14 protein-coding genes are annotated in these 18,136 nt (G+C 74.5%); 10 read left to right on the plus strand and 4 right to left on the minus strand.

The features are described 5' to 3' along the window. Window positions 1–161 precede the first annotated feature (161 nt). Together ADK60_RS40820 and ADK60_RS45530 are read left to right on the plus strand one after the other, a co-directional pair. A complete protein-coding gene (locus ADK60_RS40820; protein WP_053652099.1) occupies window positions 162–4,034 on the plus strand; it encodes a glycosyltransferase family 2 protein in 3,873 nt (1,290 codons plus the stop codon). Between the two features lie 6 nt (window positions 4,035–4,040). Continuing rightward, on the plus strand, window positions 4,041–5,759 hold the full coding sequence (locus ADK60_RS45530) for a DUF5719 family protein (RefSeq protein WP_053652102.1): 1,719 nt from the start codon (window positions 4,041–4,043) through the stop codon (window positions 5,757–5,759). Window positions 5,760–5,828: 69 nt separating this feature from the next. On the opposite strand, the gene ADK60_RS40830 is transcribed toward ADK60_RS45530, so the two are convergent. After that, window positions 5,829–6,281 (minus strand): metallopeptidase family protein, encoded by a 453-nt coding sequence (locus ADK60_RS40830; RefSeq protein ID WP_053652105.1) that lies wholly within the window; start codon window positions 6,279–6,281, stop codon window positions 5,829–5,831. A 164-nt stretch (window positions 6,282–6,445) separates the two neighbouring features. Here ADK60_RS40830 and ADK60_RS40835 point away from each other — a divergent pair, with 164 nt between their 5' ends. The 6 genes from ADK60_RS40835 to ahcY all read left to right on the plus strand — a co-directional run bounded on the left by ADK60_RS40835 (window position 6,446) and on the right by ahcY (window position 12,915). Then, a complete protein-coding gene (locus ADK60_RS40835) occupies window positions 6,446–6,811 on the plus strand; it encodes a DUF3499 domain-containing protein (RefSeq protein ID WP_030398082.1) in 366 nt (121 codons plus the stop codon). Between the two features lie 174 nt (window positions 6,812–6,985). Next, window positions 6,986–8,368, plus strand: coding sequence for a phosphomannomutase/phosphoglucomutase (locus ADK60_RS40840; RefSeq protein ID WP_053652107.1), 1,383 nt, complete (start codon window positions 6,986–6,988; stop codon window positions 8,366–8,368). 98 nt (window positions 8,369–8,466) lie between these two features. Further along, window positions 8,467–8,649: a Trm112 family protein gene (locus ADK60_RS40845; protein WP_030398084.1), complete on the plus strand. Its 183-nt coding sequence runs from the start codon at window positions 8,467–8,469 to the stop codon at window positions 8,647–8,649. A gap of 95 nt (window positions 8,650–8,744) precedes the next feature. After that, window positions 8,745–10,061: an SIS domain-containing protein gene (locus ADK60_RS40850; RefSeq protein WP_053652109.1), complete on the plus strand. Its 1,317-nt coding sequence runs from the start codon at window positions 8,745–8,747 to the stop codon at window positions 10,059–10,061. 108 nt (window positions 10,062–10,169) lie between these two features. After that, window positions 10,170–11,147, plus strand: coding sequence for a cation diffusion facilitator family transporter (locus ADK60_RS40855; RefSeq protein ID WP_045941558.1), 978 nt, complete (start codon window positions 10,170–10,172; stop codon window positions 11,145–11,147). A gap of 319 nt (window positions 11,148–11,466) precedes the next feature. Beyond that, window positions 11,467–12,915, plus strand: coding sequence for an adenosylhomocysteinase (gene ahcY, locus ADK60_RS40860; protein ID WP_053652111.1), 1,449 nt, complete (start codon window positions 11,467–11,469; stop codon window positions 12,913–12,915). Window positions 12,916–12,988: 73 nt separating this feature from the next. Here the strand turns inward: ahcY and ADK60_RS40865 are convergent, their stop codons facing one another. Further along, window positions 12,989–14,170 (minus strand): hypothetical protein, encoded by a 1,182-nt coding sequence (locus tag ADK60_RS40865; RefSeq protein WP_053652113.1) that lies wholly within the window; start codon window positions 14,168–14,170, stop codon window positions 12,989–12,991. Then, window positions 14,167–14,754: a SigE family RNA polymerase sigma factor gene (locus ADK60_RS40870; RefSeq protein WP_079009126.1), complete on the minus strand. Its 588-nt coding sequence runs from the start codon at window positions 14,752–14,754 to the stop codon at window positions 14,167–14,169. Before ADK60_RS40870 ends, ADK60_RS40865 begins: the two co-directional genes overlap by 4 nt. A 131-nt stretch (window positions 14,755–14,885) precedes the next feature. Between ADK60_RS40870 and ADK60_RS40875 the strand changes: the two genes are divergently transcribed. Then, window positions 14,886–15,539, plus strand: a complete 654-nt coding sequence (locus ADK60_RS40875; protein WP_053652115.1) for a hypothetical protein — start codon at window positions 14,886–14,888, stop codon at window positions 15,537–15,539. Between the two features lie 47 nt (window positions 15,540–15,586). Here the strand turns inward: ADK60_RS40875 and ADK60_RS40880 are convergent, their stop codons facing one another. Then, window positions 15,587–16,504 (minus strand): RDD family protein, encoded by a 918-nt coding sequence (locus ADK60_RS40880; protein WP_053652116.1) that lies wholly within the window; start codon window positions 16,502–16,504, stop codon window positions 15,587–15,589. 221 nt (window positions 16,505–16,725) lie between these two features. Here ADK60_RS40880 and ADK60_RS40885 point away from each other — a divergent pair, with 221 nt between their 5' ends. Next, on the plus strand, window positions 16,726–17,730 hold the full coding sequence (locus ADK60_RS40885; protein ID WP_053652118.1) for a stage II sporulation protein M: 1,005 nt from the start codon (window positions 16,726–16,728) through the stop codon (window positions 17,728–17,730). The last annotated feature ends 406 nt before the right edge of the window (window positions 17,731–18,136 follow it).

Here is an 18,136-nt window from a genome sequence, read left to right on the forward strand (position 1 = left end):
GAACAGCCCGCGACGGAGCGCCTCACCCCCTGTGGTGAGGCGCTTTCGCGTTCCCGGACGGACACCGTGGACGGAGCCGACACCCGGAGCCGTTAGTGTGGTGCGCCATCCGGTTGCCGTTCACCGGCTGTGTCCACCGAGAACTGGGGCCCGCGCACTCGATGACCGTCTACAGCCACCAGAGCGGCTCCTCCGCCAGCAGGCCGCCCGCCTACCCGCGCCATCTGGTCACCGCCGTGATCGTCTCCCACGACGGCGCCCGCTGGCTGCCGCAGGCCCTCGCCGGCCTGCTCGGCCAGGACCGCCAGGTCCAGCGCGTCCTCGCGGTCGACACCGGCTCCACCGACGACTCCCAGCGCCTGCTCGCCGAGACCCTCGCCGACTGGCTCCCCGACAGCGGTCCGACCGTGCTCGGCCGTCGGGCCGGCTTCGGCACCGCCGTCGCCGAGGCGGTCTTCAACAGCCCGCCGCTGCGCGCCGAGGACCTGCCCTACCGGCTCGACCCCTCCGGCTACGACCCGGTCACCGGCGGCTGGGACGACTTCGGCGACCCGCTCGGCGACGAGGACGACCTCGGCCGGGGCGGCCCCCGGGAGACCACACCGGTCGAATGGCTCTGGCTGCTGCACGACGACTGCGAGCCGCAGACCGACGCGCTGCGCCGGCTGCTCCAGGTCGCCGACTCCACCCCCAGCGCCGCCGTCGTCGGCCCCAAGCTGCGCAGCTGGTACGACCGCCGGCAGCTGCTGGAGGTCGGCGTCAGCATCGCCCGCTCCGGCCGCCGCTGGACCGGGCTCGACCGGCGCGAGCAGGACCAGGGCCAGCACGACCAGGTCCGCCCGGTGCTCGCCGTCTCCACCGCCGGCATGCTGGTGCGCCGCGATGTCTTCGAGGAGCTCGGCGGCTTCGACCGGGCACTGCCGCTGATGCGCGACGACACCGACTTCTGCTGGCGGGTCAACGCCGCCGGCCACCGCGTCGTGGTCGCCCCGGACGCCGTGCTCCGGCACGCCGAGGCCGCCAGCCGCGAGCGCCGCGCCATCGACTGCGGCCCCGCCCACCCGCACCGGGTGGACAAGGCCGGCGCCGTCTTCACCCTGCTCGCCAACTCCAAGGGCGTGCTCTTCCCCTACGTGCTGCTCCGGCTGGTGCTCGGCACCCTGCTGCGGGTGTTCGCCAACCTGCTCGGCAAGGACCCCAAGCAGGCCTTCGACGAGCTGGCCGGCCTCGGCCACGAACTCGTCCGGCTGCCCCGGCTGCTGGCGGCCCGCAAACGCCGCGGCCGCACCCGCTCCGCCGACGCGCTGGACGACCGCACGCTCTTCCCCGCACCCGGCGCCACCGCCCGGCTCGCCGTCGAGGGCGTCGTCGGCTCGCTCGGCATCGGGGGCGGTGACGACACCGGCGGCCGGCACGGCTCGGTCGAGGCCGGACCGGGCGACGAGGACTCCGAGGACCTGGTCGTCGAGCAGTTCGCGCTGGTCAAGAAGCTCGCCCGGCGCCCGGCGCCGGTGCTGTTCGCCGCCCTGCTGGTGTTCGCCCTGGTCGCCTGCCGCGACCTGCTCGGCGGCGGGGCCCTGTTCGGCGGCGCCCTGCTGCCCGCCACCGACGGCGCGGCCGGGCTCTGGTCGATGTACGCCGACGCCTGGCACCCCGTCGGCACCGGCTCCGACGCCGCCGCGCCGCCCTACCTCGCGGTGCTGTCGATCCTCTCCTGGCTGCTGTTCGACCACGCCGACCTCGCGGTCACCCTGCTGGTCGTGCTCGCTGTCCCGCTCTCCGCCGTGAGCGCCTACCTGGTCTCCCGGCCGCTGATCGACTCCAAGCTGGTCCGCGCCTGGGCCAGCGCCACCTACGCGCTGCTGCCCGCCGCCACCGGCGCGCTCGCCCAGGGCCGGATCGGCACCGCCGTCCTGGCCGTGCTGCTGCCGCCGCTGGCCCGCGCCGCCGCCGTCACCGCCGGCCTCGGCATCCGCGCGGAGAGCGCCGCCAAGGGCGCCCGCCCCGGCTGGCGCTCCGCCTGGATGACGGTCCTGCTGCTCACCCTGGCCACCGCCTTCGTCCCGCTGGTCTGGGCCCTGGCCGTGCCGCTCTGCCTGGCCATGCTGGTCACCGCCGTGGTCCGGGGCGGGGCCTTCGGCTCCGGCGCCACCGCGCTGCGACTGCTCGGCCTGCGTGTCCTGGTGGTCCTCGCGGTGCCGGTCGGGGTGCTCGCCCCCTGGTCGCTGCGGGTGCTCTCGGACCCGCAGCGGCTGCTGCTGGAGGCCGGCCTGCCCGGCCTGCACGGCTCCGGGCCGACCTCGGCCGGGCTGCTGATGGTCAACCCCGGCGGCGCCGGGGTGCCGCCGGTCTGGCTCTCCGCCGGTGTGGTGCTGGCCGCGCTGGCCGCCCTGCTGCGCGCCGACCGCCGCCGCGCGGTGCTGGCCGCCTGGGGCGCCGCCGGGGCCGGACTGGTCTTCGCGGTCGTGGTGGCCGGCACCTCGGTCACCCCCGCCTCCGGCGGTCCGGCCGTGCCCGCGTGGTCCGGCCCGGCCACCCTGCTGGCCGGTGTCGCCCTGCTGGCCGCCGCCGCGATCGGCGCCGACGGCGCCAACGCCCGGGTCGCCGGCATCGCCTTCGGCTGGCGCCAGCCGGTTGCCGCGCTGGTGGTGGCCGCCGCCCTGCTCGCCCCGCTGGGCACCGGCCTCTGGTGGGCCGTCACCGGTGCCGACGGCCCGCTGCACCGGGGCCGCGGCGCCCAGGTGCCCGCGTTCATCGCCGAACAGGCCGGCACCACCGACCGCTCCCGCACCCTGGTCCTCACCGGGGACCCGAAGGGCGGCTCGGTCGCGTACACCGTGGCCCGCGGCTCCGGACTGACGCTCGGCCAGGCCGAGTCCACCGTCGACCCGGAGACCGGCACCACGGCCGGCCTGGACCGGACCGTCGGCAGCCTGCTGGCCGGCTCCGGCGCCGACCAGGCGGGCGCGCTCTCCCGCTACGGCATCGCCTACGTGCTGGTCGACCAGCCGCTGATCGGGGCCTTCAAGGACGTCCTGGACACCACGCCCGGCCTGGTCAAGGCCAACCAGGACGGCGGCGCCGCGCTCTGGCAGGTCGACGGCACCCCCGCGACCCGGGCCCTGATCACCGCGCCGGGCACCGTCCCGGTGGTGGTCCCGTCCGGCCCGCGCGACATCGACACCACCCTGCCGGCCGGCCCCGAGGGCCGGGTGCTGCGGCTCGCCGAGTCCGCCGCCCCCGAGTGGACGGCGACCCTGGACGGCACCGCCCTGGAGCGGGTCACCGTCGACGGCTGGGCGCAGGGCTTCAAGCTCCCCGCCACCGGCGGCAAGCTGGTCCTCACCCGTGAGGGCAGCCTGCTGCACACCGGCTGGATCTGGGCCCAGCTGCTGCTCGGCCTGACCGTGCTGGTGCTGGCCCTGCCCGGCCGGCGCAGCCACAAGGACGACGACCTGCCCGAGGACGTGGTCGCCGCCGCCGAGCTGGCCGCCGCCGCCCAGGCGCAGGCCCCGGTCCCCGGCAGCCGCCGGGCCCGCCGGATGGCCGAGCGGGGCGAGGGTGCCGAGAACGAGGGCCCGGAGCCCGTCGACCCGGACGCCGGGGTGTACGAGGGCCGGCCAGGACCGGCCGCGGACCGGCCGGCCGCCGAGCCGTCGGCCGGAGCGGTCCTGGCGGCCGCCGCCGCGCAGGAGGCCGAGCCGTACGCCGACCCCTACCAGACGTACCAGCAGGCCGACCCGTACAGCTACGACCCGTACGCGCAGCAGCCGGTCGGCACGCCGTACGGCGGCCAGGGGTACGGCGGCCAGGACGGCTACCAGCAGCAGGGCTACCAGCCCTACCAGGGCGAGCAGCAGCAGTACGGCTACGACCCGTACCAGCAGCCCGAGCAGCAGCCCTGGGTGCCGGGGCAGCAGCAGGCCGAGCCCTACTACGAACAGCCGGACCCGAACGACCCGAACCACCCGAACGACCCGAACAGCCCCCACGGCCCGGGCCGGTACCCGCACCACCACGGATCGGGGAGCTGACCCGCGATGAAGAAGCCCGCCTTCAGGAAGAAGCCCGGTACGCCGGACACCGCCCGCGGGGCCGGGGGGACCGGCACCTTCGACGGCGCCCCGGCCGGCGCGGCCCCGGCGGCCCCCCGGGGCTCCGGCGCCGCCCGCACCACTCGGTCGCTGCTGGCCGCCGCCGTGGTGCTGGCGGCGGTGTTCGGCATCGCCGAGCTCCGCAAGCCCGCCGCCCCGGCGGCCACCGACCGGGCCACCGCCACCTCGGCGCAGGTCGAGCGGACCGCCCTGGTCTGCCCGCAGCCGCTCCAGGGCCTCACCGGCACCACCACGCTCACCGCGTACACCCCGCCGGGCACCGGCACGGGCACCGGCGACGGCGGCACCGGCTGGATCTCCGACGCGGCGGCGCCCGCCGCCGCCCCGGGCGCGGCGCCGTCGGCCCCCGCGACGCCGGCCGCCCCCGCGGCCCCGGCCGCCACCGGCGCGCCCACCCCGGCCGCCGCGGCCGCCGCCGACAAGAACGCCGCGCCCGCCGACGCCCGGCTCACCCTGGCCAAGCCCGGCACCCCGGTGACCGCCCCCGCCGCCAACAGCGACCTGGCACCCGGCACCGGGGCCGTCGCCACCGGCGCGCTCGCCCCCGGCTTCACCGTCACCCAGACCACCACCGTCACCGAGCAGCGCGGCCTCGGCCTGTCCGGGATCACCTGCACGCCGTCCGGCACCGGGTTCTGGTTCGCGGGCGCCTCCACCGCCGAGGGCCGCACCGACTACGTCAGCCTGGTCAACGCCGAGTCCACCGCCGCCGTGGTCGACATCAAGCTCTACGGCGACAAGGGCCTGATCGAGAACGACGCCGCCAACGGCATCACCGTCGCCCCGGGCAGCTCCCAGTCGGTCCTGCTGCCCACCATCAGCAAGGGCCAGGTCGCCGACCTCGCCGTGCACGTGGTCGCCCGCTCCGGCCGGGTCGGTGCCGCCCTGCACGCCGCCGACGGCAGCAAGGGCGCCGACTGGGTGCCCGCCTCCGCCGACCCCGCGCCCGTCCAGGTGATGCCCGGCCTGCCCGCCGACACCTCGGCCGCCCACCTGGTGGTCTGGGCCCCGCCGGAGGACGACGCGGACCTCAGGATCGAGCTCTCCGGCAAGAACGGCTGGTTCGTCCCGGCCGGGAACGAGTCCATCCACGTCAAGGCCGGCATGGTGGCCTCGGTGGACCTCGGCAAGGTGACCCGGGACGAGGTCGCCGGGCTGAGGGTGTCGCCCAGCGACGACAAGCACCCCACCCCCGTGGTGGCCGGCCTGCGGGTCGACCGCGCCGGGGCGAACGGCAAGTCCGACGCCGCCTGGCTGGCCGGCACCGCGCCGGTCGGCGCCCGCGCCACGGTGGCCGACAACCGGGGCGGCGGGCCGTCCACGCTCTTCCTGACCTCCACCGGCGAGGCCGCCACCGTGCGGGTCACCGCCTCGGCCGGCACCGGCGGCGGCACCCCCACCACCAAGGAGGTCGCGCTCCCGGCCGGCGGCACCGTCGCCCTCCCGGCGCCCGAGCCCACCGGGCTGAACGGCAGCTTCGCGCTCACCGTGGAGACCGTCTCCGGCGGCCCGGTCGTCGCCGCCCGGATGCTCGCGCTCCCCAGCAAGGACGTGCCGATGTTCACCGTCCAGGCCCTGCGCGACGACCGCTCCACCGTCAAGGTCCCGCAGGCCTCCCAGGACCCGGGCGTGGTCCTGCGCTGAGCGGTGTGCCGACAGCACGGCGCGGGGGCCGCCACCCGGTTCGGGTGGCGGCCCCCGCGCCGTGGCGGCTCACTCCTCGTCGTACCGGGGGTCGATCGCGTCGGGGGAGAGCCCCAGCAGCTCCGCCACCTGCTCGATCAGGATCTCGTGCACCAGCGCCGCGCGGTCCTCGCGCGACTTCGCCCGGATCTCCACCGGTCTGCGGTACACCACGATCTGGCTCTTGCGCCCCTGCTGACCCGGCGACACCCGGCCCAGCGGCACCCCGCCGTCGGAGTCGGCGCCGTCCGGCTCGTGCAGCGGCACCTCCTGGACGGCGAACTCCACCTCGATCAGTTGCGGCCAGCGCCGCTCAAGACGCTCCACCGACTCGCGCACATAGTCGTCGAACAACTCGGAGCGGGTGAGCGAGATCGGTACCTGCGGCGGCGCCAGCGGGCCGCGGAGACCCCTGCCGTGCCGGTCACGGTGCCGGGGGCGGCGTGAGGGACCCGTCGATGACTGCGGTGCGGAGCTGTCCATATCACTGCCGAGAGTAGTCCTTGGATGCCAGGAAGTGGACCACCCCCGCACCTGTTCGCCCGGGGCGAGCGGAGCGCCGGGGCGGCGCGCGGACCGCGACACGGCACACCTTCCGGACAGGCGGTCTTCGCTCCCCGGCAAGGAGTGCGGTACCGTCCACCCTCGTGAGCTCTGTACGTCGTTGTTCGCGGACCGCGTGCGGCCGTCCGGCCGTCGCGACGCTGACGTACGTCTACGCGGACTCCACCGCCGTCCTCGGCCCGCTCGCGACCTACGCCGAGCCGCACTGCTACGACCTGTGCGCCGGGCACGCCGAGCGCCTCACCGCCCCGCGCGGCTGGGACGTGGTCAGGCTCGCTGCCGAGGCCGGTCCGCTGCGCCGCAGCAGCGACGATCTCGAGGCGCTCGCCAACGCCGTCCGCGAGGCCGCCCGCCCGCAGACCCCGCGTCAGGGCCGCGCCCCCGAGGGCGAGTCCACCGAGGCCGGCCGCCGCGGCCACCTCCGGGTGCTCCGCTCGCCCGACAACTGAGCCGCGGACCGCCCCCGCCCCGGCACGAACCGTTCCGCCCGCCCGGGTACGCTGCCCCCCTACCGGGTACCGGCCGCCGCCGCGCCCGGACCTACCGTGACCAGGGGCGACCGGTCCGCCGGCCAACGCGCCGGCGCGTTCGCCGATCAGACACAGAACCAGGGTGGAGCCGCAGTGCGCGACCTCAAGCAGCTCGTGAAGGCGTACGACGTACGGGGCGTCGTCCCGGACCAGTGGGACGAGAACCTCTCCCGGGCCTTCGGCGCCGCGTTCGTGCAGGTCACCGGCGCGTCCGCGATCGTGGTCGGCCACGACATGCGCCCCTCCTCCCCGTCGCTCAGCCGGGCCTTCGCCGAGGGCGCGTCCGGCTACGGCGCCGACGTGGTGCTGATCGGCCTCTGCTCCACCGACCAGCTGTACTACGCCAGCGGTTCGCTCGACCTGCCCGGCGCGATGTTCACCGCCAGCCACAACCCGGCCGAGTACAACGGCATCAAGCTCTGCCGGGCCGGCGCCGCCCCGGTCGGCCAGGACACCGGACTCTCCGAGATCCGCGAGCTGGTCGAGTCCTGGACCGCCGCCGACGACACCGTCACCGTCCCCGCCCGCGACGTGGCGCCCGGCACCCTCAGCGAGCAGGACACCCTGCGCGGCTACGCCGACCACCTGCTCGGCCTGGTCGACCTCACCGCGATCCGCCCGCTCAAGGTCGCCGTCGACGCCGGCAACGGCATGGGCGGCCACACCGTGCCGACCGTGTTCGACGGCCTGCCGATCGAGCTCGTCCCGATGTACTTCGAGCTGGACGGCACCTTCCCCAACCACGAGGCCAACCCGCTCGACCCGAAGAACCTGGTCGACCTCCAGGCCAAGGTCCGCGAGGTCGGCGCCGACCTCGGCCTCGCCTTCGACGGCGACGCCGACCGCTGCTTCGTCGTCGACGAGCGCGGCGAGCCGGTCTCCCCCTCGGCCATCACCGCGCTGGTCGCCGCCCGCGAGATCGCCCGTGCCCGGGCCGCCGGCGAGGCCGAGCCGACGATCATCCACAACCTGATCACCTCCTGGACCGTCCCCGAGGTGGTCCGCGAGCTCGGCGGCAAGCCCGTCCGCACCCGGGTCGGCCACTCCTTCATCAAGCAGGAGATGGCCGTCACCGACGCCGTCTTCGGCGGCGAGCACTCCGCCCACTACTACTTCCGCGACTTCTGGCGCGCGGACACCGGCATGCTCGCCGCGCTGCACGTGCTGGCCGCCCTCGGCGGGCAGCCGGGCACCCTCTCCGCGCTGACCGCCGAGTACGACCGCTACGCCGCCTCGGGCGAGATCAACAGCACCGTCGCCGACCAGGCCGCCCGGACCGCCGCCGTCCGCGCCGCCTACGCCGTCGAGGGCACCGAGGTCGACGAGCTGGACGGCCTCACCGTGGCCGGCCCGGACTGGTGGTTCAACCTGCGCGCCTCCAACACCGAGCCGCTGCTGCGCCTCAACGTCGAGGCCAAGGACCCGGCCAGGATGGCCGAACTGCGCGACGGCGTGCTCGCGATCGTCCGCGCCTGACGTACGGCCCCGGTGCCCCGGCCGGTAGGGTTTCCTCTCGGCCGGGGCACCGCTGTGCCGACGGCCGAGAACCCGTACCGAGACCGGAGACCGAACCCATGAAGCTCGAATCCTTCCTGCTGGAGATCCTGGTCTGCCCGCAGTGCCGGTCCGCGCTCACCGAGGGCGGCACCGAGGAGCAGCCCGAGCTGCTCTGCGCCGGCGAGACCTGCGGCCTGGCGTACCCGGTGCGCGACGGCATTCCGGTCCTGCTGGTGGACGAGGCCCGCCGCCCGGCCTGATCCTGGGGCGGGGCGCCGCCCGGTCCCCGACCGGGGACGGCCGCCCCGCCCGCCCGCCGTCCTCAGCGCCCAGCCAGCAGCCGGAGGCCCGCCGCATGCTCGACGACACCCTGCTCGACGACCCGGCCGCCCTCCGGCGCGCCGACCACGACCGCGCCCTGCTCGCCCTGGCCGGTTCCGGCGCCCGGGTCCGCACCGCGCTGCGGCTCGCCGAGGCGGCCGGCCTGGACCGGCTGCGGCCCGACGGCCGGCCGCGCGCCGTCCTGGTCGCCGGGCACGGCAGCGCGCTGACCGCCGCCGAGATGCTCGCCGCGCTGGCCGGTACCGCGAGCCTGGTCGCCCCGCTGCCGCCGACCGACGCCGCGCCCGTCCCGCGCATCGACCGCGCCACCGCCCCGGCCGTCTTCACGGCCGGCCTGGCCTGGCAGCTCCCCGGCTGGGCGGGACCGCTCGACCTGCTGGTGATCAGCTCCGCCGCCGGCGACGAACGCGGCCTGGTCGCCCTCGCCGAGCAGGCCTACGCGCGCGGCTGCGCGATCGTGGTCACCGCCCCCGAGGGCAGTCCGCTCGCCGAGGCCGCGTTGCAGGTCCGCGCGCTGCCACTGCCGTTCGTACCGTCCGCCGACACCTCCGACGCACCCGCCGACGACGACCGCGAACGCGGCCGGGCCACCGAGCCCGACCTGCCCGCCGAGGACCCGGCCGCGCTCTGGGCCCACCTCGCCCCGCTGCTCGCGCTCACCCAGAAGCTGGGCGTCACCCCGCTGCCCTACGACGCGCTCGCGGTGACCGCCGACCTGCTGGACGCCACCGCCGTCCGCTGCCGGCCGGACGCCGCCGCGTACACCAACCCGGCGAAGAGCCTGGCCGCCCGGCTGGCCGGGACCGTCCCGCTGCTCTGGGCGGAGGGCCCGGTGGCCGGCGCCGCGGCCGGACGGTTCGCCGCCCAGCTCGCCGAGCGGGCCGGCCGCCCGGCCCTGGCGGGCCTGCTGCCGCAGGCGCTGACCGCGCACCGCGGCATGTTCACCGGCCAGCTCGGCGCCGGCGCCGACCCGGACGACTTCTTCCGCGACCGGGTCGAGGAGCCGGACCCGCTGCACCTCCAGGTCCTGCTGCTGCGGCAGACCGCCGAGGAGACGTCCGGCGGTCCGGGGCAGGCCGGTCCGGGCTCCGCCGGCCAGGGTTTCGGGGGAGCGCCGGAGGAGGAGGACGGCGGCCCGGCCGAGGTCCCGGCCGACGACGCGCGTCCGCGCAGCTTCGGCGTCACCCGGGCGCACCGGCTCGCGGCCGCCCACGACGTCCGGCTGACCGAGTACGCCGGCCGCCGCCCCGAGCCGCTGCACGCGCTGGTCGAGCTGGTCGCGCTCACCGACTTCGCCGCCGTCTACCTGGGGCTCGCCGCACAGTCCTGAGCCGGCGGCGGGTCGGCCCGGTACCGTATGCGCTCGACGACGACCGGGCCACCGGACGACCGGTCACGGGCCGTGCGGACGGCCCCCGACGGAGGGACCTTCCGAGCAATGAGCACCGAAGGCGGTACCAAGGCGCTGATCGCGGCGCTGGCCGCGAATCTGGGCATCGCGGTGAGCAAGTTCGTCGCGTTCGCCTTCTCCGGCTCCTCCTCGATGCTCGCCGAGGGCGTCCACTCGGTGGCCGACTCCGGCAACCAGGTGCTGCTGCTGATCGGCGGCAAGCGGGCGCAGCGCGAGGCCACCCCCCAGCACCCGTTCGGCTACGGGCGCGAGCGGTACATCTACGCGTTCCTGGTGTCGATCGTGCTGTTCAGCGTCGGCGGCATGTTCGCCGTCTACGAGGGCTACGAGAAGATCGCCCACCCGCACGAGCTGGACAACTGGTACTGGCCGGTGGGTGTGCTGGTCCTCGCCATCGCGCTGGAGGGCTGGTCCTTCCTCACCGCGTTCCGCGAGGCCGTCAAGGACAAGGGGACGCACGGCTGGCCGGCCTACATCCGCCGGGCCAAGGCGCCCGAGCTGCCGGTCGTGCTGCTGGAGGACACCGGCGCGCTGATCGGCCTGGTGCTGGCGCTGTTCGGCGTCGGGCTGACCGCGATCACCGGGGACGGGGTCTGGGACGGCATCGGCACGCTGTGCATCGGCGTGCTGCTGATCGTCATCGCCTTCGTGCTGGCCGTCGAGACCAGGTCGCTGCTGCTCGGCGAGTCGGCCCACCCCGAGGTGGTGGCCCGGATCCGGGACGCGCTGGTCGACCACGACTCGGTGGACCGGGTGATCCACATGCGGACCCTGCACCTCGGTCCGGAGGAACTGCTGGTCGCCGCCAAGATCGCCGTCCCGGCCGACTCGACGGCCCCCGAGGTCGCCGCGGCGATCGACGCCGCCGAGGTCCGGATCCGGCGGGCGGTGCCGATCGCCAGGGTCATCTACCTCGAGCCGGACATCTACAGCGCGGAGAAGGAGGCGGCGGGTGACGACCCGTACGCCACGCCCGGCGGACCCGTTCCCGGCGGGGCGCACTGAGCCCGCGCGGGCCCCGGCCCGGAGGCCGAAAAACGGCCGTACCGGGCCGTTCCGCGGGGCCGTCGGTGTAGATTCGTCCCCAGAGCCAGAACGTCGCTGCTGATGGCGGTCGATCGGTGACCCGCCCCCCACGGGGGCGTGCCGGTCGAGGGAGAGAGGTCCTCCGACGGTTTGTGCCGAGCAACAGGACAGCCGTACCGCGCCTAACCCGGCCGCGGGCCGGACGCCCTGGCGTCGCCGCACACCGTTGCGGCCCGCCGTGTTGTGACGCACCCCAGGACCTTGGCCCCGCCCCACCCCTTCAGCGAGGAGCAGACGCATGTCGACCGACATCACCGGTGACTTCAAGGTCGCCGATCTTTCCCTGGCCCCGTTCGGCCGCAAGGAGATCCAGCTCGCCGAGCACGAGATGCCCGGCCTGATGACGATCCGCGCCGAGTACGCCGCGTCGCAGCCGCTGGCCGGCGCCCGGATCACCGGCTCGCTGCACATGACCGTGCAGACCGCCGTCCTCATCGAGACCCTCACCGCCCTCGGTGCCGAGGTCCGCTGGTGCTCCTGCAACATCTTCTCCACCCAGGACCACGCCGCCGCGGCCATCGCCGTCGGCCCGAACGGCACCCCGGAGAACCCGCAGGGCGTTCCGGTCTTCGCCTGGAAGGGCGAGACCCTGGACGAGTACTGGTGGTGCACGGAGAAGGCGCTGACCTGGCCGAACGGTCAGACCCCGAACATGATCCTGGACGACGGCGGCGACGCCACCCTGCTGATCCACAAGGGCGTCGAGTTCGAGAAGGCCGGTGCCGCGCCGGACCCGTCCACCGCGGACAACGACGAGTTCCGGATCATCCTGGAGCTGCTGAACCGCACCCTGGTCGAGACCCCGAACAAGTGGACCGAGGTCGCCGCCACCATCAAGGGCGTGACGGAGGAGACCACCACCGGTGTCCACCGCCTGTACGAGATGCACCGTGACGGCAACCTGCTGTTCCCGGCGATCAACGTCAACGACTCGGTCACCAAGTCGAAGTTCGACAACAAGTACGGCTGCCGCCACTCGCTGATCGACGGCATCAACCGTGCCACCGACGTCCTGATCGGCGGCAAGGTCGCCGTCGTCGCCGGCTACGGCGACGTGGGCAAGGGCTGCGCCGAGTCGCTGCGCGGCCAGGGCGCCCGCGTCATCGTCACCGAGATCGACCCGATCTGCGCGCTGCAGGCGGCGATGGACGGCTACCAGGTCGCGACCCTGGAGGATGTCGTCGAGACGGCCGACATCTTCATCACGACGACCGGCAACAAGGACATCATCATGGCCTCGCACATGGCCCGGATGAAGCACCAGGCCATCGTCGGCAACATCGGCCACTTCGACAACGAGATCGACATGGCCGGCCTCGCCCAGCTGCCGGGCGTCGTCAAGACCGAGGTCAAGCCGCAGGTCCACGAGTGGCGCAAGGCCGACGGCCGCACCATCATCGTGCTGTCCGAGGGCCGTCTGCTGAACCTGGGCAACGCGACCGGCCACCCGTCGTTCGTGATGTCCAACTCCTTCGCCAACCAGACGATCGCCCAGATCGAGCTGTTCACGAAGACCGAGCAGTACCCGATCGGCGTCTACGTGCTGCCGAAGCACCTGGACGAGAAGGTCGCCCGGCTGCACCTGGACGCGCTGGGCGTGAAGCTGACCACGCTGACCAAGGACCAGGCCGACTACATCGGCGTCCCGGTCGAGGGCCCGTACAAGGCGGACCAGTACCGCTACTGATGCGGTGACGGACGAACGCCGGTGGCCGGCGTCCCTTCGCAGGGGCGCCGGCCACCGGCGTTCCGGGCCGTCGTCAGGGGGTGACCTCGGTGGTCCAGACGGAGCGGTCGGTACCGAGCGGGACGAGGCGGTCCACCCAGCGGGCCAGGCCACCGGTCGCGGTGAAGGCGGCCTCGTTCCAGGTGGTCGCGCAAACCCGCACGCCTCGGGTGTCGGTGCACATCTGGGCGGACGACGACCCCGTGCTCGGCTCGTTGCTCACCTCAGAGTTCGCATCCGCGTTCAGCGTCGGGGGCGCGGTCACGCGCTGGAACTCCGGTTGGGACGTCGGGGGGACGGGCCCGACGGCGGGCCGGGCGTCGAGGCTGAGGTGGTTGTCCCCGGACTGGTAGTTGATGTGCGCGGACCAGGGATAGCCGTCGCCCGCCGCGGTGCCCAGGTAGAGGCTGACCCCGACCTGGGTGACGTCGGCGGGGATGTCCTGGACCTTGAACGGCAGCCGTACGGCCTGCGGACCGGTGGTGACCCTGTCGGCGATCTTCAGCATCATGTCGACGACGCCGTCGGCGGCCCGCAGATAGATGCCACCCAGTTCCACCCAGTACCCCTCGGCGGCCTGCCAGCGGAGCCGGTAGTCATGGCCGGTGCCGGCCGGGTCGCCGGGCGCGCGGCCCACCCAGTACGCGGGCCTGCCGTTCACCGGCCGGGCGTCCACCCGGTACTGCTGCTGGCCGAAGTTGTCCGTGCCGACGGCCGGCTCCCCGCTGCCCGGCAGGATCGAGAGGACCATCGTCTGGTGGTTCGTCGCCTGCGCGTCCGGGCCGGTCTGCGGGGGGCCGTCGGCCTTGCCGCTGAACAGGGTGGGCGCCCCGGTGAAGCCGATGGTGTAACTGGTCCCGGTGAAGCCGTCGGGCAGCCAGCCGAAGGCGGCGGCGATCGTGAGCGGGTCGCGGCCGGTGTCCGGGCCGAGGCCCGGCAGTACCGGGTCCGGCGTGGCCGGGCCGGTGGCGGCCTTCTGCGGGCCGGCGGTGCCCCGGTCCGGCAGGGTGGCGCCGAGGACCGAGGCCCCCAGCGCGACCGCCGTCACCGCGCCGAGTACCCCGAGTCGGCGCCGGCGCAGCCGGGACCGGCCCTGGCGGACCGCCCAGGCGGTGTCCGTCCGGCTGAACGGGGCGGGGGAGTCGGCCAGTGCGGTGAGGCCGGCGGCCAGCTCGGCGGCGAGGCGGTCCTCGGTGGGATCGGTGCGGTGGTTCATGACGCTGCCCCTTCCACCGGCACGGCCGGCCGGAGGTCTCGGAGGTCTCGGAGATGCGGAAGGTCCGTGCGGTCCTGACGGTCCTGGTGGTCCTGGTGGTCGAGGGAGCGGCGCAGTGCGTCGAGCCCCCGGGAGGTCTGGCTCTTCACATTGCCGGTGGAGCACCCCAGTGCCGCCGCGGTCTGCTCGACCGTCAGGTCGCAGTAGTGGCGCAGCACCACGGTGGCCCGCTGCCGGGGCGGCAGGGCGGTCAGCGCGCGCCGGAGGTCGACCGACAGGTCCAGATCGGTACCGGCGGCGGCCGGCTCGGGCACCTCCCCGGTGCGGCGGCGGGCGGCCCAGCGCCCCCAGGGGGAGCGCTGCTCGGCGAGGAAGGTGTTCACCAGGACGGTCCGGGCGTACCCGTCCAGGTTCTCCAGCCGGGACAGCCGCGACCAGCGCACATACAGCTTGGTGACCGACTCCTGGACCAGGTCGTCCGCCCGGTGCCAGTCACCGCAGAGCAGGTAGGCCACCTTGCGGAGCCACGGCGCCCGAGCCGCGACGAACTCCGTGAACTCGGCGTCGCGGGTCTGCTTCGCCATCGATGAATGCTCCCTTCCGCGGCGCCGCGGTCGCGGCGCACACCTCCCTAATGCGGGGCGCCCGGCAGAGGTTGCACGTCCGTTCGAGCCGGTTCGGCGGACCGGCCCGGGCCGGACGTAGGCTTTCGGGCATGCCCAACGGCCGGTACTCGCTCCACGACACCCATGACCATGTCCTGCTCGGTGAGGAGCGCTTCAGCTGCGCGCCCGGCCCGGCCGGCTGGCGGTACGTCTCCAAGACCTACGCGCCGGACGGCCAGGTGCTCGGCACCGTGGACCTCACCCTGGACTCGCGCTCCCGCCCGCTGCGGATGGAACTCCGGGCCGGCGGCTGGCAGGTCAGGGGCGGTGCCGTCGACGGGGTCGCCTGGGTGCGGGCCGACGCCGCGGACCCGGCCGGGGAGCAGGCGGTTGAGGGGCACGACCGGGCGCACGGCTTCGCCGGACGCTCGCCCGCGTTCCTGGTCGCCGCCGCTCGGATGCTCCGGCTGCGGGAGGGGGCGAGCGCGCGGGTCCGGCTGGTGGCGTTCACCGATCCGGTGCTGGCGCCGCGCACCTTCGACCAGGGGTGGCTGCTGGAGGGGGTCGACACCCACGACACGGACTCGGGGCCGCTGCTCGTCGAGCGCTACCAGGTGGCGGACCTGGAGACCGGGGAACAGCAGGTGGTGCACCTCGCCGGGGACGTGGTGCTGGCCGCCGGGGGCGTCGAGCTGGAGGAGCTGGAGTCGCCGCCGAACGCGTGGCCGGCCGGGTTCGGGTACGGGGAGGGCCACGGGGACTGAGCCGCGCCGGGTATGGGGTCGCCGGGGGCGGTTCGGGAGCGAGGGGCTCAGGCGGGCGGGGCGAAGCCGGTGCCGGGGGCCGGGGGGCTCGGCGGCGCGGGGTGCTGCTGCCCGGGCTCCGTCGGCTGCGGGGCGTGCTGCTGGGGGGCGTACTGCTGACTCCGGGACTGGGACTGGGACTGGGCTTGCTGCTGGAACGCGTGCCCCTGCGCCCTGGTCCACTCGCGCCGCTGCCGCTCGGTCAGGACCGCGCCCAGGTACGCCGCCGGGTGCACCCCGTACGGCACCGGGTGGCCGGTGCGGGCGGCCAGGTCGTCCGCGAGCCGGGCGGACATCCGATGGGCGACCACCTGGTCCAGCTCGCCGATCCGACCGAGGAACTGCCGGACGGCCAGCCACAGCGGCTCCGGCACGGCGGAGAGGTCCAGCGCGACCAGCTCGCCGCCGATCGCCTGCAGCAGCTGCGGGTTCACCGGCGGCAGCGCGGCGGCCGCACCGCCACCGCCGGGCACCCGCTCACGCACCACCAGCGTCCCCGCGAAGACGTCACCCAGCCGCTTCCCCTCGGACGACACCACCGAGCAGATCACCGCCGGCACGCCGAACAGCACGATGATCTCCAGGAAGCCGACCAGACCGCGCACCAGCGAGTGCCGGAACCGCACCGGGCCGCCGTCGCTGCGCACCACCCGGAGCCCCAGCGCGGCCTTGCCCAGGGAACGCCCCCGGCTGAGGGTCTCGATCATGATCGGCAGCGCCACCAGGAAGAGGACGGTCAGCCCGATCGTCACGGCGGCGACCGCGGCGCTGTCCAGGTCCGGTGCGAGCAGGCTCAGCACCAGGGTCGTCACCACGAGGCCGATGACCTGCACGGCGAGGTCCAGCGTGATGGCCAGGCCCCGGCTCGGAAGCTTCGCCGTGCGCAGGCCGAGGACGACCGCCTCGCCCGTCACCAGGTCGCTCAAGACACCCGTCCGTTCCCGTCGGTGGTACGGGGCCCGTGGGAGGGGAATCCGGCGGACCGCCCCCACGATCCCGTGATCTGCTGCCCGTCAACATACGGGGCCGCGGAGCCGACCGGGAAGGGAGGTCCCGGCCGCCGTGGTGCCGTTCCCCCCTGGCATGCTGGGCCCACCTGTCCGCACCCGCCCGATCGCGCGTCCCGCGCCGACCCTGGAGCCGCCGCATGGACCTGGACGTCTTCGTCGCCACCCACCAGGGGGAGTGGGCCCGGCTGGACGCCCTCACCAGGAAGCGGCGTCCGACCGGCGAGGAGGCGGACGAACTCGTCGCCCTCTACCAGCGGGTCACCGGCCATCTGGCCAAGGTCCAGGCCGCCGCGCCCGACCCGACCCTCGAAGGCCGGCTCACCAGTCTGGTCTCGCGGGCCCGTGACTCGGTCACCGGCAGCCGGACGAGCGGCTGGCGGGACGTCGCCCGCTACTACACGGTCAGCTTCCCCGCCGCGCTCTACCGGGCGCGCCACTGGTGGATCCCGGTCGCGGTGCTCTCGCTGGCCGCCACCGCGCTCGTCGCCTGGTGGGTGGCCGGCCACCCCGAGGTCCGCAACAGCCTCGGCGCGCCGGACGCGCTGCGGGAGATGACCAGGCCCGGCGGCGCCTACGAGGCCTACTACTCCGACCGTCCGGCGAGTTCCTTCGCCGCCCAGGTCTGGACGAACAACGCGTGGATCGCCGTGCAGTGCCTCCTCTACGGCGTCGTGCTCGGCCTCCCGGTGCTGTGGGTGCTGTGGAGCAACGTCCTCAACCTCGGACTCGGCGTCGGGCTGATGGCCTCCGCCGGCCGCCTCGACATCTTCCTCGGCCTGCTCATCCCGCACGGCCTGCTGGAGCTGACCGCCGTCTTCGTCGCCGGCGGTCTGGGACTGCGGCTGGGCTGGACGATCGTCGACCCGGGCCCGCGCAGCCGGGCGACCGCGCTCGCCGAACAGGGCCGCTCGATCGTCGGCATGGGAATCGGCCTGGCGACGGTGCTGGCGGTGTCCGGCGTACTGGAGGCCTTTGTGACGCCGTCCGGCCTGCCGACCTGGGCCCGGATCACCATCGGCGCGCTCGCCGAGATCGCATTCCTGTTCTATGCCCTGGTGTTGGGGCGAAAGGCCGCCGCGACCGGCGAGACCGGAGACCTCGACGCAGCCGACCGGGCGGACCTCCAGCCTGTCGCGGCCTGAGTCGATGTGATCACCAGGCCCCTGACCTGGTACTCTTCTCGCACCCCAGAAAAACCATTGACGTGGTCGGACTGGGCTAGTAGGTTTGAACGGTTGGGACGGACTGGACAACAGTCGGGCTCAGGCGTTAATGTCTACGACATCGCCGAGTCGAGGCGAGTGTGCTTCTCGAATGCACGCCCTCTCCGACAAGGTAAATCCCGGAACTGAGCACACCGAAAGCTTTGATAAGCTTCGGAGCGAAGTCGAAGGAAATCCCCCCAGCGGGAATTCGGAGAAACGAAAGCCGGTCAAACCGGCCGCGAGGATCTGATAAGCTGGGAACACGAAAGAACGAAGCGCCCGGAGGGCCGGTGTGAAAGCCGCCTGAAGGAAGTGTCCGTTCCTTGAGAACTCAACAGCGTGC

Source organism: Streptomyces sp. XY431 (assembly GCF_001279805.1).
In the GTDB taxonomy this organism is placed as follows: domain Bacteria; phylum Actinomycetota; class Actinomycetes; order Streptomycetales; family Streptomycetaceae; genus Kitasatospora; species Kitasatospora purpeofusca.

Excerpts from the sequence above, each read along its gene's own strand:
- ahcY (WP_053652111.1), top strand. The coding sequence starts at position 11,467 with ATGTCGACCGACATCACCGGTGACTTCAAGGTCGCCGATCTTTCCCTG.
- ADK60_RS40885 (WP_053652118.1), top strand. The coding sequence starts at position 16,726 with ATGGACCTGGACGTCTTCGTCGCCACCCACCAGGGGGAGTGGGCCCGG.
- ADK60_RS40870 (WP_079009126.1), bottom strand. The coding sequence starts at position 14,754 with ATGGCGAAGCAGACCCGCGACGCCGAGTTCACGGAGTTCGTCGCGGCT.
- ADK60_RS40845 (WP_030398084.1), top strand. The coding sequence starts at position 8,467 with ATGAAGCTCGAATCCTTCCTGCTGGAGATCCTGGTCTGCCCGCAGTGC.
- ADK60_RS40820 (WP_053652099.1), top strand. The coding sequence starts at position 162 with ATGACCGTCTACAGCCACCAGAGCGGCTCCTCCGCCAGCAGGCCGCCC.
- ADK60_RS40875 (WP_053652115.1), top strand. The coding sequence starts at position 14,886 with ATGCCCAACGGCCGGTACTCGCTCCACGACACCCATGACCATGTCCTG.
- ADK60_RS40855 (WP_045941558.1), top strand. The coding sequence starts at position 10,170 with ATGAGCACCGAAGGCGGTACCAAGGCGCTGATCGCGGCGCTGGCCGCG.
- ADK60_RS40865 (WP_053652113.1), bottom strand. The coding sequence starts at position 14,170 with ATGAACCACCGCACCGATCCCACCGAGGACCGCCTCGCCGCCGAGCTG.
- ADK60_RS45530 (WP_053652102.1), top strand. The coding sequence starts at position 4,041 with ATGAAGAAGCCCGCCTTCAGGAAGAAGCCCGGTACGCCGGACACCGCC.
- ADK60_RS40850 (WP_053652109.1), top strand. The coding sequence starts at position 8,745 with ATGCTCGACGACACCCTGCTCGACGACCCGGCCGCCCTCCGGCGCGCC.
- ADK60_RS40830 (WP_053652105.1), bottom strand. The coding sequence starts at position 6,281 with ATGGACAGCTCCGCACCGCAGTCATCGACGGGTCCCTCACGCCGCCCC.